The organism is Citrobacter sp. C1 (assembly GCF_014596895.2).
GTDB classification, from domain to species: Bacteria; Pseudomonadota; Gammaproteobacteria; order Enterobacterales; family Enterobacteriaceae; genus Citrobacter; species Citrobacter gillenii.
The window spans coordinates 1-16,320 of sequence record NZ_CP115038.1; the positions used below are offsets into that span (position 1 = coordinate 1).

Sequence of the window (16,320 nt, forward strand, 5' to 3'; positions counted from 1 at the left end):
GTGAATAACCAGATAAATTCTACCCAACAAAACCCAGACAAGCGTCATCGTGGCGAACATTCTACAGCCTGTAAATGTCCGTTACCGCTCTACGTGCGTCCGGCGCATTATAAACCTCTCAGTAAACAGCATGGTCGAGCCTTACGTAACCTTATGAGCCAGGACAAAACCTCTGGTGCCTGGGTTATTCGTCGTCGTGTTTCTGCCGATCCAATCTTCACTTTTTTGCGACCTGTCGCGGACAGAAAAAGAGCTTTCCGTGAAGTACGCCGGCGTTTGCTCGATGCATTGTTTGTGCTTTTCGTCAACAAAGCCGATCTTGCTACCGGTATTGTCACTATCAACATCACTAAGCTGGCTGAAGAACTCAGTCCACGGAATGAAGATGGCCAGATCATCCCTGAAACTGCCGTGACGGTATCCAGGGTGTCGCGTCTGATAGACGAATTGGCGAGGTTTGGCATAGTCCTTGCGCCTGAAACTGAGTGGGATTATGTGAACGGGTGCCGTTTTCCTAAGCATATAATCATTACAGAAGAAGGCTGGCGTCTTACCGGTGTGGATATGGACAAGCTACGAGCCGAGCAAGAAGAACGCCTACGCGCTATTGAGGACGGCATTCTACAACCCGGTGAGGCTATGACAGTAAAAGAAGCCCGTAAGCGCTGGTATGAACGTTGCCGCCATCAGACGATACTCAGCCGCCGTACACGCGCTATTGAGGGCAAACAACGGCGTAAGCTGGCCGAATTACCGTTCGATGAGCGAAAGCGTCAGGTGGCCGAGCGTATTTTCCGTGATATGAAGGGTGATATACACCATCTAACCCCTCAGCAGTTTGAAAAAATGGTCTGGACTCAGCTTTACCAGCTTGAACTGGTAAATATGGAGCAGCCAGGCACAGCCCCGCCTCACTAACCCGCCCTCTTTTTACTAATCCGATTCCCTGCGGAGGATGTTCGTTGTCCATCTGCTAAAACAGCTCGTTTTTTAGTCACCATTATCACGATAACCTCACCGATATTTGGTCAAAACCCCAATCAACACCGGCGTTATATCTTTTATGCACACTTACCTGCAAATAGGTAAATGGGACTATCTGCAATCAACCAATAGTTAGCTGCAAAACAATCAGGTCTTCGACCTACTTAACTTCATTAAAGATCTACTTATTCGCTGGATAAGTTCTGTGGATAACGGGGAAAACCGATAATGACCGCCCTTGCAGCGGCCAGATGGCCGCGCCGGTTCGGCATGGTCGCTATGCTCCCCAAAAGACTTTAAGTAGCACCTCCGGCCTTAGCCGGAGGCATGGAGTCAACGAGACGCAATGCAGCGAAAAGGCGCTTTTCGCCCTTACCTACTTCATCGCTAAAAGTAAGCTAAAAAACCAGTCTGGCAGGAAGGGGGCGAAATCCGTTTGGGTGTATTCGTTGACACCAGGAGCAAGTATTCCTATCATTGTGTTGATAGTTAACACAGGGGGCGTTATGGCCAGAACAACAAGCGTTACGATTGGCGAACAACTCGATTCGTTTATTAGTCGATTAATAGACAGTGGCCGTTACGGCTCTGCGAGTGAAGTTATGCGTTCTGCGCTGCGATTGCTGGAGCAACAGGAAACAAACGATGAAGTTATTCGTCAGGCTGTTATTGCTGGGCTGGAAAGCGGTGAAAGCTCGCTATCACTGCGGGATATTGCAGCACAAAGAAAACTGAGACATCGTGTATAAACTCACTGAACGGGCAGCAGACGACTTCGCCGGGATTTATGACTATACGCTCTTGAAATTTGGTGAAGCTCAGGCAGACCATTATACAGACGCACTTGAGGCATTTTTCGAGACACTGGCCGGAATGCCAGATATGGGACGTGACTACCATACCGTTCCTGGTGTGATGCGCATTGAATTTCAGCGACATGCCATTTTTTATACGGTTCGTGATACGGATATTCTGATTGCGCGTATTTTGCACCAACAGATGAACCATAAACGCCATTTACTGTAAGTCTAAACACGCTGCCGCGCTTTGCTTGGCCAACACCGATCTGGCACATAAAAAGTTTATGCACCAGATCAGTGTTCTCGGTAAGGATAGGTGTGTTTTTGAGTTAATGTGTTTTTACTCATTTGAGTCTTTTGGCTGTCATTTTCTTTCAGCCAATTATCGACCAAGTCCTTTATCACATCAGTAATAGATGTGCCTTGTTTTGTACTCGCAGCTTTGAAGCGGATATGTATCCTAGGCCGCCTTTCGAGTATCATAGGGGTCAGTTTGGATATCGAAAATTATTGTACGTTAAGCTCATTTTTTAATCATTTCTGGTTTTTTTGGAAACGTAATATTCTGGATGTTAAGACGGTCATGCGGGGACATTGAACACAGATAATCATGTCCAGGTACGAACGTCCCATATAGAGTGTGAGCATTGATCGTGCTGTATTTTCGTTTATAGTAGATAGATTCTGTATCATACAGAGCACGTGGTCAGCACTAAAGTACATTACGCTGACTTATTCTGTTCACTGAGGGCTGAGTACCTGCTTTCAAGGATTTATCTGCTGATCATGCGCATTACGCCACCCTGAGTTTTCCCTTCCTCCGCCGTACTGAGCGAGCCTCAGAACGCACGTAATAAGGCACTGTTGCAAATAGTCGGTGGTGATAAACTTATCATCCCCTTTTGCTGATGGAGCTGCACATGAACCCATTCAAAGGCCGGCATTTTCAGCGTGACATCATTCTGTGGGCCGTACGCTGGTACTGCAAATACGGCATCAGTTACCGTGAGCTGCAGGAGATGCTGGCTGAACGCGGAGTGAATGTCGATCACTGGGGTCAGTTTGGAGATCGGAAATTTTTGTACGTTAAGCACATTATTTAACCAATTAGGATACGTAAGTGATTGATTTATCGTCAGTGGCTATCGCTTTTAGGTTGTCGCTCTTGCTGTATCGCATTTAGGTTATCCGATTAAGACAAAATCCCCTGAAAACGCTGTATAGCGCGGGAGTACACCCTATTGCTACAGGTAAGCCTGTTCAAAAAACAGGCTTACCGTACAATAATTCTCTATATCCAAACTGACCCCTATGAGCCTGCTGTCACCCTTTGACGTGGTGATATGGATGACGGATGGCTGGCCGCTGTATGAATCCCGCCTGAAGGGAAAGCTGCACGTAATCAGCAAGCGATATACGCAGCGAATTGAGCGGCATAACCTGAATCTGAGGCAGCACCTGGCACGGCTGGGACGGAAGTCGCTGTCGTTCTCAAAATCGGTGGAGCTGCATGACAAAGTCATCGGGCATTATCTGAACATAAAACACTATCAATAAGTTGGAGTCATTACCTTACTTTCATTTTCTTTCAGCCAATTATCGACCAAATCCTTTATCACATCAGTAATAGATGTACCTTGTTTTGCACACGCAGCTTTGAAGCGGGTATGTATCTCTTCATCAAAGTTAACGTTGACTCTCTTTTGCTTTCCCGTGGGTGTGCTATTGACGACTTTTTCAAGATCTCGATGCTCACCGAAACTCATTGTTTTTGATGTATGTTGCTTAGTTAGTGCCATACATAACCTCTAATATGCTGAAATGAGTATATGAGTTTTTACTCAAATGATTCGAGTATTTCTCGCGTCAGAATGGCTATCTCGCCCTTTGCTGCTCCATCGTTGGTATCGAAAACGCTCTCACCCTCCATGACGGATTTAACGTAACTTTGGCGTTGTGTGATCGCAGTTTTAAACGGCTTAATACCCGTCTGAGCAATGCTATCTTTCAGAACGTTAAGCATGGTGGCTTGTTCGATTTTCCGTGTGATGAGGAATCGAGCTTCTACCGGACGATTATAAGCCTGGGCTTCCAGTACCGTGACGACAGAACCGGCAGCGGAAAAATCCAAAGGGCTGGGTGTTACCGGGATGATAATCAGGTCGCTGACCATCACCGCTGCGGAAGTAATAACTGACAGAGAACCGGCTCCATCAATAATCACAAAGTCATATTCAGCCAGATCTTTTCTTACCTGGTAAACGTCTTTCTCTGATGCTGCGGTGTAAACATCGAATGCTGCTTTCTCTGCTTTATTCCAGTTAGTCAGGCTCATCTGTGGGTCTGTATCTACAACTGCAATTTTTTTACCCGAACTGGCAAGGCAGCTACTGACGTTGATTGTTGCAGTCGTTTTACCGGAGCCACCTTTAGGGTTGAGGAACGCGATAATTTTCATGTCTAAACCTCATTTGTGTGTTTACTCATTTGAGTTTAATTATACACAAAAACACAAATGAGTAAATGTGTTTTTTATGTGTAAATGAGTATATGAGTGTTTTTTTTGAGTGTTGGAACTGGCGGGAATTTTGGTTTAGGCTTCTCTCAATAGATTATTGCCAACCTCCATCGTATTCATTCCAGCCCTGATTAGTTGCATCATTGGTTAGCGTCATATCATCGACCACGCAGTTACGTATCTCAGCTGTGCGGTATATCTCGTCGAAAAGTTCGTCAATCTGCTCTTTCAAATCGGCCTCATCGCTATACGTAAAAATCAGGCTGTACTCATTGTTGTCCAACACCTTTCCGTCATAGTCGCACTCAACCAGCCAGGCAATATCTTCTCTGACCTTTTTCTTCCCACGGGTAAATTTGCTGCCGTTCTGCACCGGCACCCACAGTGTGGCTGTCACGGAAAATGCGGTAGCACTCTCAGACTGCCCGGAAAGAGAGGGGAGGGCTGTAACTGGGGGACACTGTTTAATCGCCCGGCTAATGGTGCCACGACTGCAATTGATGGTCTTCTGAACCTGGCTCCAGGAGCTGCCGCTGGCCAGCAGCCGGTTAATGGCATCATAGCGATGTTGGTTAACCTTTCTGCCCTGGTATTTGCCCTCAGCTTTTGCTTTGGCGATCCCCTGTTTCTGGCGTTCCCGCCGCTGCTCATAGTCGCGTCTGGCCACTGCGGCCAGCATATCGAGCAGCATGTCATTGATGGCCGAAAACATCCGGTTATCAAAATCGGTCAGCCCCGGAGATAAATGCAGCCAGGTAGTGGGAACATTAACGGCCACGACTCTTATATCTTTCCTGGCAATCATTTTCTTGAGCGTGATCCAGTCATTCCCGGCCAGTCGTGAAAGGCGGTCAACATCTTCAATAAGTAAGATGTCGCGCTGCCGACAGTCTTTCAGCAGCCGGAAAAGCTCAGGACGTTCCAGGCGTGAACCTGACTCATTTTCAATATAATAGTTACAGATGGCCAGCCCGTGCTCAGTGGCGAAAGTATCGATAGAGCTACGTGCTCGTGATGCATCCTGTTCGGACGTGGAGGCACGAAGATAAGCGCGAACAAAGCAGGTCGGTACTGTTTGGGTCATTTTTGAGAACCGGTTCTGTTTGTCGTTTTCAGAAGACGACTGCACCAATTAACTGGACGTAACGTCCGAAGTGCAGTCAGCTCCTGATAGCCAAATATCAGAAGTCATCTTCACCAATCTCGACTATGCTTAATACTCGTGTGCACCAAAGCGAGGTATGGGTATGGCGTCAGACGCACGAATCACCGAGCATGGGGTGGCTACCCTGTCCGACGAGGCATGGAAGCATGCCTGCCGCAAGGCCGAGATCATCGCCCCGCTGGCGACGCTTGAAGTAGTCGGTCATCAGGCTGCCGATGCCGCAGCGCAAGCGCTTGGCCTGTCCCGGCGGCAGGTGTATGTCCTGATCCGCCGCGCCAGGCAGGGCAGCGGCCTCGTGACAGACCTAGCGCCCGGTCAATCCGGTGGCGGCAAAGGCAAGGGGCGTTTGCCGGAGTATGTCGAGAGCATTATCCGCGAGCTGCTGCAAAAGCGCTTTCTGACCAAGCAGAAACGCAGCCTGGCGGCGTTTCACCGTGAAGTTGCGCAGGCTTGCAAAACGCAAAAGCTACGGGTGCCTGCGCGCAATACCTTGGCCTTACGGATCGCCAACCTCGACCCGCTCAAAACCACTCGCCGCCGGGAAGGGCAAGATGCCTCCCGCGACCTGCAAGGTGCCGGCGGTTTGCCTCCCGCCGTGACTGCACCGCTGGAGCAGATACAGATCGACCACACCGTCATCGACCTGATCGTGGTGGACGAGCGCGACCGGCAACCGATTGGCCGTCCGTATCTCACCATTGCCATCGACGTGTTCACTCGCTGCGTGCTTGGAATGGTCGTCACGCTGGAAGCACCATCCGCCGTTTCGGTCGGCCTGTGCCTCGCGCATATTGCTTGCGACAAGCGTCCCTGGCTGGAAGGGCTGAATGTAGAAATGAACTGGCCGATGAGCGGCAAGCCCAGGCTGCTCTACTTGGACAACGCGGCCGAGTTCAAAAGCGAGGCCCTGCGCCGTGGCTGTGAGCAGCATGGCATCCAGTTGGACTATCGTCCGCCCGGGCAGCCGCACTACGGTGGGATCGTGGAGCGGATCATCGGCACGGCAATGCAGATGATCCACGACGAATTGCCTGGGACGACCTTCTCCAACCCTGATCAGCGTGGGGACTACGACTCCGAAAACCAGGCCGCCCTGACGCTGCGTGAATTGGAGCGCTGGCTCACTTTGGCGGTAGGCACCTATCACGGCTCTGTGCACAACGGCCTGCTCCAGCCGCCGGCGGCGCGCTGGGCCGAGGCCGTGGCCCGTGTTGGTGTACCGGCCGTCGTCACCCGCGCCACTGCTTTCCTAGTCGATTTCCTGCCTATCATCCGTCGTGCCCTGACCCGCACCGGCTTTGTCATCGACCACATCCACTACTACACCGACGCGCTCAAGCCGTGGATTGCGCGGCGCGATCGCTGGCCGGCCTTCCTGATCCGGCGCGACCCGCGCGACATCAGCCGTATCTGGGTGTTGGAACCGGAGGGGCAGCATTACCTAGAAATACCCTATCGTACCTTGTCGTACCCGGCGGTCACCCTGTGGGAGCAACGGCAGGCACTGGCGAAATTGCGGCAGCAAGGGCGCGAACAGGTGGATGAATCGGAACTGTTTCGCATGATCGGGCAGATGCGCGAGATCGTGACCACCGCACAGAAGGCCACGCGCAAGGCGAGACGCGACGCGGATCGACGCCAGCACCTCAAGGCATCGGTTCCGTCGGACAAGCCAATTCCACCGAAAACGGACGTTGCCGACCCGCAGGCAGACAACCTGCCGCCGGCCAAACCGTTCGACCAGATCGAGGAGTGGTAGCCGTGGACGAATATCCCATCATCGATCTGTCTCACCTGCTGCCAGCGGCGCAGGGCCTGGCCCGGTTGCCGGCGGACGAGCGTGTGCAGCGCATCCGTGCCGACCGCTGGATTGGCTATCCACGCGCGGTCGAAGCGTTAAACCGGCTGGAAACCCTGTATGCGTGGCCGAATAAGCAACGCATGCCCAACCTGCTGCTGGTCGGCCCCACCAACAACGGCAAGTCGATGATCATCGAGAAATTCCGGCGGTCGTATCCGGCCAGCTCTGATGCTGACCAAGAGTACATCCCGGTGCTGGTGGTGCAGATGCCGTCTGAGCCGTCGGTAATCCGCTTCTACGTCGCGCTGCTCGCCGCGATGGGCGCGCCATTGCGCCCGCGCCCTCGGCTGCCGGAAATTGAGCAACTGGCGCTCGCGTCGCTGCGCAAGGTCGGCGTACGCATTTTGGTGATCGACGAGCTGCACAACGTCCTGGCCGGCAACAGTGTCAACCGCAGGGAATTCCTCAACCTGCTGCGCTTCCTCGGCAACGAGCTACGCATCCCGCTGGTCGGGGTAGGCACGCGCGATGCCTACCTGGCAATTCGCTCGGACGACCAACTGGAAAACCGATTCGAGCCGATGATGCTGCCGGTGTGGGAGGCCAACGACGATTGCTGCTCATTGCTTGCCAGCTTCGCCGCTTCGCTCCCGCTGCGACTCCCCTCCCTGATTGCCACTCCGGACATGGCCCGCTACCTGCTCACGCGCAGCGAAGGCACCATCGGCGAACTAGCTCGCTTGCTGATGGCGGCGGCCATCGCTGCCGTGGAGAGCGGCGAGGAAGCGATCAACCACCGCACGCTCAGCATGGCCGACTACACCGGCCCTAGTGAGCGGCGACGCCAATTCGAGCGGGAACTGATGTGAGGCTGGCACCGCGTTGGCCGCTGCACCCGGCCCCCAAAGAAGGCGAAGCTTTGTCGTCTTGGCTCAATCGTGTCGCCATCTGCTACCAGATGGATGTGCCCGATCTGTTGGAACACGATCTCGGGCACGGCCAGGTCGATGATCTGGACATTGCGCCACCACCGTCGTTGCTGACGGCGCTGTCCCAGCGGAGCGGCATTGATCTGGACAGGCTGCGCTGCATGAGCCTCGCCGGCTGGATGCCGTGGCTACTGGATAGTCTCGACGACCGGGTTCCGGCCGCACTGGAAACCTATGCGTTCCAGTTCTCGGTACTGCTGCCGAAGCGCAACCGCAAGACGAGATCAATCACGAAATGGCGCGCGTGGCTGCCCAGCCAAACGATCCACCGTGCGTGCCCGCTCTGCCTGAACGATCCGGCAAACCAAGCCCTTCTGCTCGCGTGGAAACTGCCCCTGATGCTGAGCTGCCCGCTGCATGGCTGCTGGCTGGAATCCTATTGGGGCGTGCCAGGGCGGCTTCTTGGCTGGCAGAACGTCGACGCTGTACCGCGCACTGTTAGCGATGCGATTGTGGCAATGGACCGGCGCACCTGGCAGGCGCTGACGCTGGGGTATATGGAGCTGCCGCGCCGACGCATCCATGCCGGCCTGTGGTTTCGGCTGCTGCGTACACTACTGGATGAACTGAACACCCCGCTTTCGCATTGCGGGGTTTCTGCCGGCAGCATCCGCTATGTCTGGGAACGCTGCGGATACCCACTACGCGCAGGGCAAAGCCTATGGCATCCTTACGAGATTCTGAACCCGACAGTTCAGTTGCAGATGCTGGAGGCAACAGCTATTGCGATTGACCTGATCGAATCGAATATTTTGAGTCCAGGCGGAGAGCAGGCGGAACTGTTCCTGCCAGAGCCGCAGACAGAATTCACCAACGGCCTGTCGGCAAATAAGAAAGAGAACGAGCCAATCAACTACTGGCAAGAGGCAATGGATGCGATCCACGAAGCCGTCATCGAAGCACGACACAATCGGGAAACGGCCCGTTCGCTGTTCGCATTAGTCTCTTATGGGAGGCACGACCCCGAGTCCCTTGAGCGCTTGCGCGTTACGTTTGCCAACGAAGGCATCCCGCCGGAGTTCCTGTCACATTATGTGCCAGAAGAACCCTTTGCGGGCTTTAGACAAAATGACGGGTTAAGTGACAAATTTTGACCCCCCAGGCTTTCTGGGTCACACTGTCACATAATCGAACGTATACGTGACAGGGGGCGCAATGTTGATTGGCTACATGCGAGTATCGAAAGCGGATGGATCCCAATCCACCGATCTGCAGCGCGATGCGCTCATCGTCGCCGGCGTGAGTCCTGCACATCTCTACGAGGATATGGCTTCAGGCCGACGCGATGATCGACCGGGGTTGGCTGCTTGCCTGAAGGCGCTTCGTGAAGGTGACACGCTGATCGTGTGGAAGCTTGATCGGCTCGGCCGCGATCTGCGCCACCTGATCAATACCGTTCACGACCTGACAGCGCGTAGCGTGGGTTTGAAGGTCCTGACCGGTCATGGTGCGGCGGTCGATACGACGACTGCCGCCGGCAAGCTGGTGTTCGGTATTTTTGCTGCGCTGGCCGAATTCGAGCGGGAGTTGATTTCCGAGCGAACAGTCGCCGGGCTCGTCTCGGCGCGCGCTCGCGGCAGGAAAGGAGGGCGCCCCTTCAAGATGACCGCCACCAAGCTACGCCTGGCGATGGCCAGCATGGGGCAACCGGAAACCAAGGTGGGCAATCTCTGCGAAGAACTAGGGATTACCCGGCAGACGCTCTACCGGCATGTGTCGCCCAAGGGCGAACTGCGGCCGGACGGCGTAAAGCTGCTCTCCCGCGGATCAGCCGCATAAATGGTGGCGACTTGGAACGGGGCGCTGTTCAGTGCGGCAACGATCCGACAGCCGGTGTCGACCCATTGCTGCCCTTCGAGCTGCCGCCCATTAAACGGCAGGTAACCAAATAACAGCAGCCGTTCATAATGACAGCTCAGGCGTAGCCTCAATTGCATCTACCTGAGTGGAGCCGACACTCAGAAACGATTCATGTCATGCAGTTCTCCGACTGGGTCGCGCTCGCAATGTTGGTAACAACGTCCGTACGGCGCAGCCTACGGACGCGGCATCGGTCTCGCCTCCGTCATCCAACCATCACTAAATGGCCTAAGCCGGAATCTCGCCAGATTGGGCAAGAAATCGGTCGAATCACGCTATCTCCTTTTCGACCACAACCAAGACAATGACTGCACGGTTAAATCATCAAGCGAAGAGGAAGAGCATGAGCAAGGTTTGGTTTATTACGGGTGCCGGCAGCGGCATCGGCGCAGGAATCGCCAAGGCCGCATTGCTGGCAGGCGACCGCGTAGTGGCAAGTGCGAGAAACCTCGACAAGCTGCGCAATGCGTTGCGTGACGTTGCTGGCGACGACTTGGCTCTCGTGCAACTGGATGTGACCGACGAGATGCAGGCGAAAGAGGCTATCGACGAGGCTGTGAAACGCTTCGGTCGCATCGATGTCTTGGTCAACAACGCCGGGTACAGCCTGCTGGGCAATTTTGAGGAACTGACTATGCCGGATATCGAACGGCAGGTTGCCACAAACCTCTTCGGTGTCATGCATGTGCTGCGTGCGGCGTTGCCAGTAATGCGCAGGCAGCGCTCGGGCCACGTCATCAACATCAGCTCCAGTGCCGGAGCCATGGGGTTCAAGCACTGCGGTGCCTACAGCGCAACCAAGTTCGCCCTCGAGGGACTGTCCTTGTCGCTGGCCCTGGAGGTTGAGCAGTTCGGCATCAAGGTCACTGTCGTCGAGCCTGGTTTCTTCCGCACCGATTTTCTGGATGAGCGCAACGTCCGCTACACCGAAAGCAGCATCGCTGATTACGCCCACGAGGGTAGTTCGCAACAGATGTGGTCCGGCTACAACGGCGCCCAGCCAGGCGACCCGGACAAGCTCGGCGAGGTGCTGGTCAAGCTCGCCAAGTTGCCGACACCGCCGCAGATCTTTGTCGCAGGGAGTGACGCACTCGCCATGGTCGCTTCTGCCGTCGAAGCCCGCCTGAGTGCCGTACGCGCTAACGAAGATCTGTCCCGCTCGACGGACGGTTCGTTTTAGTCAGCCTACCCAGCGACTCAAGGAGAATTGAGTATGAACAAGTCAATTATTCGCACAATCGTTGCCGCCACCATCGCTCTATGCGCAACCGTTGGGCATGCTCAGGATACGAAACCAACGCCTGCTGCGCCTGAAAGCCAGGCACACGGCTACAAGACCAGCATGAACAAACAAGAAATCGATAGCTTCATCAACGCGACGGTCGATCTCATGGCCTACTCCAATCGCACCCCCATTTTGAGGACGCCAGACGAATATGGCATGGCGTACGAGGACATCTATTTCCCGGCGCAGGACGGAATTACGCTGGAAGGCTGGTTTATTCCGGGCAAATCGGATCGGTTGATCATCATGAACCATCCGATGCCTATGAATCGATACGGCTATCCTGGACATCTCGACCCGTGGAAGAATTTTGGTGGTTTCGAGGTCAACTTCCTCCCGGAATACAAGGCATTGCACGACGCCGGTTACAACATCCTGACCTACGACATGCGCAATCACGGTCGTAGCGGAATGGGCAATGGCGGACTCGTTGGGCACGGTCTGTTCGAGTACCGGGATGTAATCGGTTCATTGCGCTATGCGAAATCGCGCCCGGATACGAAGAACATGAAGGTCGCGCTGTACAGCCGCTGCCTGGGGGCAAATTCAACCATCGTGGCAATGGCAAAGCACCCCAAAGAATTCAAGGACATCAAGGCCATGATTGCATTACAACCCGTGACGCCGAAGGTCTTTGTCGAACGTGCCATGGAAATGAACGGAATCGAAAACGGGATCGAGGTATTCGCCAAGGCTTTTTACAACCGCTCCGGCCTGCACCTGGATCAGGTCTGGCCGATGGAATATGCCAAAGCCGTCACCGTTCCGACGCTCGTGGCACAGGTCCGTAACGACTTCCTGACCAAGCCTTCCAATGTGCAGGAAATCTATGACACCATTTCTGCCAAAGACAAGAAGCTCTTCTGGATCGAAGGTACCGACCGGCGTTTTGATGGTTACAACTACTTCGGGGAAAATCCGAAGCTGGTACTGGACTGGTTCGACTCACACATGAAGTAACCCCGAAACGATCAGCAGGATCGCCCTTGTATTCGGCATCTTGCGGATAGTTTTTTGGGTTGCAGGAAGCGTTGATCAAACATTCGGGAATCTTCAACGGTAACAAGTAAGCAGTCACCTCGCTGGCATCGTTTCCGCCCGCGAGGTGATTCGCGAATCCTGCGGCTTAGACCGCATTTCGCCAGGCAAGCATAACGATCAAGGTCTTGCACTTCGGCCTCTCCGAAGCGAGCGCTCGAACAATCCGGCGAGCGCATGCGGTTCAAGCGGTTTCCGCAGTCCAAACGGAATACTCATTCATGGAACGAGACCCGGAAAAAACAACATCCACAAAACGTGCGAAGAACTAGGCATTGGCTTTGTTCCGTGGGGCCCGCTCGGAATGGGCTATCTGCCTGGCACGATGGATGCGAGCACAATGCGGGATGCAAAAACAGACCTCCGCGCTGGATTCGACCGTTTCTCTCCTGAAAGCCTGGCGGTAAACAGGGCAATTATTGATTTGCTGAGGCAATTTGCAGCACAGAAAAATGCAACGCCGTCTCAGGTTGCGCTAGCATGGCTTCTGGCTCAGAAACCATGGATTGTTCCGATTCCGGGGACTCGTAACATGGATCACCTGAACGAGAATCTCGGTGCGATCAATGTTCGGCTGACGCATGCTGATCTCCATGAAATGGAAACGGCATTCACAAAAGTGAAAGTGCACGGTGGTCGAATGAACGCAATGCAAATGGGGTTTGTTGATCAGTCTGTGTAGGCCATCCTAATTGTATTAATAATGCCATGCGATTTTTGCAGGGCTTATTTTGAGATTACATGCGCCGTTTTGACTGAGCTGCGCACATAGAGCCCGCCTTCAATCAGGCAATGCACGCATCCGCTTGATATCCCTGAGTGGCGGTGCGCCAAACAAGCGGGTGTATTCGCGGCTGAACTGGGATGCGCTCTCGTACCCCACACGCATCGCCGCGCTGCTCGCATCCATATCTTCGTTAAGCATCCATTGCCGGGCGTCCTGCAAGCGTAATGTCTTTACATACTGCAGGGGGCTCATGCCGGTGACCACATGAAAGTGCTGTCGGAAGGTCGATGGACTCATGTGGGCTTTGGCGGCCAACTCATCCATCGGAACATTTTCCGTATAGTGCAGCTTCAGCCATGCGATGACCTTGGCAATCTGTTGGCTCGGCGAGCCAACCATTACGAGATGCCGCAACATCGGCCCATGTTCTCCATTCAGCAGGCGGACAACGACTTCCTGCTGGAGCAGTGGCGCAATGAGCGGGATCAGCTGCGGTTCGTCCAAAAGCCGAAACAGCCGAATCAGTACATCCAGCAGACCATCGTCCAAGGTCACGACGGACATCGCTCGTGAGGTTGTTGCCTTGAGCGGTGCCGAGAAATTCATCTCGGCAGCAACCTGGGCGATCGTGCGTGCATCCAGATCCAGACGCACGCCCAGATAGGGCTCGACGGGACTGGCTCGTGTCACGTAGGACACCACGGGCAGGTCAACCGACGACACCATCGATTGCCCCGGCCCATAGTTGAAGATTTCATCGCTGAGCGTGACACACTTGGCACCTTGCACCGCTACACCTAGCCCCAGACCAAAAATACACGGCATCGGTTCGGTGGCGGCACTGCGGCGATAAAACGTTAACGCCGGGATTGGCGTGGTGTAGTCACCATCAATTTTGGCAGCTTTTTCGACCAATGCAGCGAGCGCGCTGCCGTTCGTCGATTGAATGGAAGCTTCGGGCTTCATATTGTTCTCGCAGAAATAGTCATCAAAACCAAGGCTAGCATCTTCAGCGCACCTTATCTCCTGTTCCGCCACGGATTCATCAGATCAGGCAATGACACGATCAAATCCGGCAACCGTGATCCGGCACGTCGAGCGCACACTTGCGGCTATCACATCAGGGTTCAACACCCTATTCGCAAATTGCAATCACAGAGGAACCACGATGCAAAACGTACTGATCATCAACACGCACCAGCGCTATGAAGGCATCTCGACGGGCAAGCTCAATCGCGCCGTTGTCGAATTGCTCAAGCAGGAAATGGAACAGCGCGGCAGCGAAGTCCAGCTTACCGAAATCGAGCAAGGCTACGACATTAACGAAGAGGTGCAAAAACACCTGTGGGCCGATGTCATCATCACCCAATCGCCGGTGTTCTGGTTCGGTGCGCCTTGGATTTACAAGAAGTACATCGATGAAGTTTTCACAGCCGGCATGCTGCAGGGCAGTTTCCTGACCGGCGACGGCCGGACCCGGGAAGATCCGAGCAAACAATATGGCACGGGTGGCAAACTGCAGGGCAAAAAACACATGTTGTCACTGACGTGGAATGCACCCAAAGCAGCGTTTGACGATAGCAATCAAATCTTTCTGGCCGGCAAATCCGTCGATGATGCGTTGCTCTGCTACACGGCCAGTTACAAGTTCTGCGGTGTCGAAGTCTTGCCTACCTTCTCGTGCTTTGATGTTTTTAAGAACCCCGAAATCGGGAACGATTTCTCGCGCCTGAAACAACAGTTAGCCACCGCTTTTGACTGAATTCAAGCCCCACTACTACAGGAGTAGTTACATCATGAGCAATATGCTGATCATCAATGACGATAAACAATTCGGTGCTTCGGACGGCACATCGAATATCCGTCGGACCAAGGCTGCAGAAGGTACGGGGCCGTTCAACTGGCGCAAAGCCCTGAAGACCCGGGCCGCGCAGACAATAACGTTGCTGGGAGGCTTGGTATTCAGCGTTCAGGTCGCAACGGCAGCTGGTACTGTTAGCTCCGCCGGTGCTCTGGGCACACAGCAGGTTGAACGCCACGTTCAAAGTGTGTATTTCAAAAACGGCGCAATCAGAATGGCCGGTAATCTCTACCTCCCAGAGGACTTCGACAAAAACAAAAAATATGCCGCAATCATCGTTGCTCATCCTGGCGGCGGCGTAAAGGAACAAACCGCCGGCCTGTATGCCCAGAAACTCGCCAAGCAAGGATTCATCACGCTGGCTTTTGATGCGTCCCATCAGGGGGAAAGTGGCGGAGAACCCCGCTTTCTCGAAAATCCCACTGAGCGGGTGGAAGACATTCGCAGTGGGGTGGATTATCTGACGACGCTTCCTTTTGTCGCTCAAGATCGCATTGGTGCCTTGGGAATTTGCGCTGGCGGTGGATACACAATCAACGCAGCAATGACAGAACACCGGATCAAAGCGGTTGGCACCGTCAGTGCGGTGGATGTTGGCTTAACCACCCGAAAAGGATGGAATGGCGATGCTCCGGTATCCGAACAGCTGAAGCTTCTGGTCGCTGTTGCCAAGCAACGCAGCGCCGAGGCTAACGGCGCTGCGCCGCTTTATGTCAATTACGTTCCACTACCGGATGCACAAACCCCTCGTGACTTGCGCGAGGCCTATGAATACTACCGGACACCTCGTGGCCAGCATCCAAACTCGACCAATCAGCTGCTATTTACCAGTATCGATAAAAACATTGCCTTCTCAGCCTTTAACCAGATGGGGGACTTGTTGACTCAACCTTTGCTATTGATCGCCGGGAGCGATGCAGGCTCACTGTGGCAAAGCAGACAAGCCTATGAATTGGCAAACGGGCAGAAGGAACTGTTTGTGGTCAACGGTGCGACTCATATGACCCTGTACGACCAGCCAGAACATGTTGAGCAGGCGGTACAGAAATTGTCGCCATTCTTTAAAAGCAATCTCTGAAGATTTAACTATCACTTTGGCGGGTGTGAACTACTCCAACGGTATCGGCACGAAGCGGGCTCAATGGCCGCTTCGTGCCGCCAAGTTGTAGATTTGAGGTCAAGCCCACAGCCGTCTAACAATCGCCCTCATCCATAACGATGGTTGAATAACATCAGAAAGGAACCAAGGGTGATCGGAATCAGTACGCCCACCACATTCTAATTGGATCATC

The 16,320-nt window shown here is 53.8% G+C and carries 15 protein-coding genes and 4 pseudogenes; 14 read left to right on the forward strand and 5 right to left on the reverse strand.

The window, feature by feature from the left end:
• From repA to IB214_RS25415, 3 genes are all read left to right on the forward strand, one after another.
• Positions 1 to 918, forward strand: a complete 918-nt coding sequence (repA, locus tag IB214_RS25405; RefSeq protein ID WP_064645521.1) for a plasmid replication initiator RepA — start codon at positions 1 to 3, stop codon at positions 916 to 918.
• A 572-nt stretch (positions 919 to 1,490) separates the two neighbouring features.
• Positions 1,491 to 1,733 carry a type II toxin-antitoxin system ParD family antitoxin gene (locus IB214_RS25410; protein WP_000124732.1) on the forward strand — a complete coding sequence of 81 codons (243 nt, stop codon included), beginning with the start codon at positions 1,491 to 1,493 and terminating at the stop codon, positions 1,731 to 1,733.
• Positions 1,726 to 2,010: a type II toxin-antitoxin system RelE/ParE family toxin gene (locus tag IB214_RS25415; protein WP_000277490.1), complete on the forward strand. Its 285-nt coding sequence runs from the start codon at positions 1,726 to 1,728 to the stop codon at positions 2,008 to 2,010. Before IB214_RS25410 ends, IB214_RS25415 begins: the two co-directional genes overlap by 8 nt.
• A gap of 137 nt (positions 2,011 to 2,147) precedes the next feature.
• Here the strand turns inward: IB214_RS25415 and IB214_RS25420 are convergent.
• A pseudogene (locus IB214_RS25420) lies at positions 2,148 to 2,240 on the reverse strand (plasmid partition protein ParG); the annotation flags it as partial.
• A gap of 464 nt (positions 2,241 to 2,704) precedes the next feature.
• On the opposite strand from IB214_RS25420, the pseudogene IB214_RS25425 reads away from it, so the two are divergent.
• Both IB214_RS25425 and IB214_RS25430 read left to right on the forward strand, forming a co-directional pair.
• Positions 2,705 to 2,836: pseudogene (locus IB214_RS25425) on the forward strand (IS6 family transposase); the annotation flags it as partial.
• Between the two features lie 259 nt (positions 2,837 to 3,095).
• Positions 3,096 to 3,341: pseudogene (locus tag IB214_RS25430) on the forward strand (IS1 family transposase); the annotation flags it as partial.
• On the opposite strand, the gene IB214_RS25435 reads toward IB214_RS25430, so the two are convergent.
• The 3 genes from IB214_RS25435 to IB214_RS25445 all read right to left on the reverse strand — a co-directional run bounded on the left by IB214_RS25435 (position 3,335) and on the right by IB214_RS25445 (position 5,386).
• On the reverse strand, positions 3,335 to 3,583 hold the full coding sequence (locus IB214_RS25435) for a plasmid partition protein ParG (RefSeq protein ID WP_117343829.1): 249 nt from the start codon (positions 3,581 to 3,583) through the stop codon (positions 3,335 to 3,337). The pseudogene IB214_RS25430 and the gene IB214_RS25435 sit on opposite strands and share 7 nt — an antisense overlap.
• A 38-nt stretch (positions 3,584 to 3,621) precedes the next feature.
• Positions 3,622 to 4,242 carry a ParA family partition ATPase gene (gene parA / locus IB214_RS25440; protein WP_044715110.1) on the reverse strand — a complete coding sequence of 207 codons (621 nt, stop codon included), beginning with the start codon at positions 4,240 to 4,242 and terminating at the stop codon, positions 3,622 to 3,624.
• Positions 4,243 to 4,396: 154 nt separating this feature from the next.
• Positions 4,397 to 5,386, reverse strand: a complete 990-nt coding sequence (locus IB214_RS25445; RefSeq protein ID WP_044715113.1) for a recombinase family protein — start codon at positions 5,384 to 5,386, stop codon at positions 4,397 to 4,399.
• Positions 5,387 to 5,549: 163 nt separating this feature from the next.
• Here IB214_RS25445 and IB214_RS25450 point away from each other — a divergent pair, with 163 nt between their 5' ends.
• The 7 genes and pseudogenes from IB214_RS25450 to IB214_RS25480 all read left to right on the forward strand — a co-directional run.
• Positions 5,550 to 7,226 carry a DDE-type integrase/transposase/recombinase gene (locus IB214_RS25450; protein ID WP_117343830.1) on the forward strand — a complete coding sequence of 559 codons (1,677 nt, stop codon included), beginning with the start codon at positions 5,550 to 5,552 and terminating at the stop codon, positions 7,224 to 7,226.
• A 2-nt stretch (positions 7,227 to 7,228) separates the two neighbouring features.
• Complete coding sequence (locus IB214_RS25455; RefSeq protein ID WP_117343831.1) at positions 7,229 to 8,137, forward strand: TniB family NTP-binding protein; 909 nt, start codon at positions 7,229 to 7,231, stop codon at positions 8,135 to 8,137.
• Positions 8,134 to 9,351 (forward strand): TniQ family protein, encoded by a 1,218-nt coding sequence (locus IB214_RS25460; RefSeq protein ID WP_117343832.1) that lies wholly within the window; start codon positions 8,134 to 8,136, stop codon positions 9,349 to 9,351. Before IB214_RS25455 ends, IB214_RS25460 begins: the two co-directional genes overlap by 4 nt.
• Before the next feature lie 61 nt (positions 9,352 to 9,412).
• Complete coding sequence (locus IB214_RS25465; protein ID WP_117343833.1) at positions 9,413 to 10,036, forward strand: recombinase family protein; 624 nt, start codon at positions 9,413 to 9,415, stop codon at positions 10,034 to 10,036.
• Positions 10,037 to 10,460: 424 nt separating this feature from the next.
• Entirely contained in the window at positions 10,461 to 11,297 is an 837-nt protein-coding gene (locus IB214_RS25470; protein ID WP_117343834.1) for an SDR family NAD(P)-dependent oxidoreductase, read from the forward strand.
• Between the two features lie 162 nt (positions 11,298 to 11,459).
• On the forward strand, positions 11,460 to 12,362 hold the full coding sequence (locus IB214_RS25475) for an alpha/beta hydrolase (protein WP_117343858.1): 903 nt from the start codon (positions 11,460 to 11,462) through the stop codon (positions 12,360 to 12,362).
• Positions 12,363 to 12,562: 200 nt separating this feature from the next.
• Positions 12,563 to 13,122: pseudogene (locus IB214_RS25480) on the forward strand (aldo/keto reductase); the annotation flags it as partial.
• A gap of 99 nt (positions 13,123 to 13,221) precedes the next feature.
• On the opposite strand, the gene IB214_RS25485 reads toward IB214_RS25480, so the two are convergent.
• Positions 13,222 to 14,133 (reverse strand): AraC family transcriptional regulator, encoded by a 912-nt coding sequence (locus IB214_RS25485; RefSeq protein WP_117343835.1) that lies wholly within the window; start codon positions 14,131 to 14,133, stop codon positions 13,222 to 13,224.
• Positions 14,134 to 14,335: 202 nt separating this feature from the next.
• Here IB214_RS25485 and IB214_RS25490 point away from each other — a divergent pair, with 202 nt between their 5' ends.
• Both IB214_RS25490 and IB214_RS25495 read left to right on the forward strand, forming a co-directional pair.
• Positions 14,336 to 14,929: an NAD(P)H-dependent oxidoreductase gene (locus IB214_RS25490; protein WP_117343836.1), complete on the forward strand. Its 594-nt coding sequence runs from the start codon at positions 14,336 to 14,338 to the stop codon at positions 14,927 to 14,929.
• Positions 14,930 to 15,242: 313 nt separating this feature from the next.
• A complete protein-coding gene (locus IB214_RS25495; RefSeq protein ID WP_208642070.1) occupies positions 15,243 to 16,106 on the forward strand; it encodes an alpha/beta hydrolase in 864 nt (287 codons plus the stop codon).
• Positions 16,107 to 16,320: the final 214 nt, after the last annotated feature.

Excerpts from the sequence above, each read along its gene's own strand:
- IB214_RS25435 (WP_117343829.1), bottom strand. The coding sequence starts at position 3,583 with ATGGCACTAACTAAGCAACATACATCAAAAACAATGAGTTTCGGTGAG.
- IB214_RS25410 (WP_000124732.1), top strand. The coding sequence starts at position 1,491 with ATGGCCAGAACAACAAGCGTTACGATTGGCGAACAACTCGATTCGTTT.
- IB214_RS25475 (WP_117343858.1), top strand. The coding sequence starts at position 11,460 with ATGAACAAACAAGAAATCGATAGCTTCATCAACGCGACGGTCGATCTC.
- IB214_RS25495 (WP_208642070.1), top strand. The coding sequence starts at position 15,243 with ATGGCCGGTAATCTCTACCTCCCAGAGGACTTCGACAAAAACAAAAAA.
- IB214_RS25485 (WP_117343835.1), bottom strand. The coding sequence starts at position 14,133 with ATGAAGCCCGAAGCTTCCATTCAATCGACGAACGGCAGCGCGCTCGCT.
- IB214_RS25450 (WP_117343830.1), top strand. The coding sequence starts at position 5,550 with ATGGCGTCAGACGCACGAATCACCGAGCATGGGGTGGCTACCCTGTCC.
- IB214_RS25470 (WP_117343834.1), top strand. The coding sequence starts at position 10,461 with ATGAGCAAGGTTTGGTTTATTACGGGTGCCGGCAGCGGCATCGGCGCA.
- IB214_RS25490 (WP_117343836.1), top strand. The coding sequence starts at position 14,336 with ATGCAAAACGTACTGATCATCAACACGCACCAGCGCTATGAAGGCATC.
- parA (WP_044715110.1), bottom strand. The coding sequence starts at position 4,242 with ATGAAAATTATCGCGTTCCTCAACCCTAAAGGTGGCTCCGGTAAAACG.
- IB214_RS25445 (WP_044715113.1), bottom strand. The coding sequence starts at position 5,386 with ATGACCCAAACAGTACCGACCTGCTTTGTTCGCGCTTATCTTCGTGCC.
- IB214_RS25465 (WP_117343833.1), top strand. The coding sequence starts at position 9,413 with ATGTTGATTGGCTACATGCGAGTATCGAAAGCGGATGGATCCCAATCC.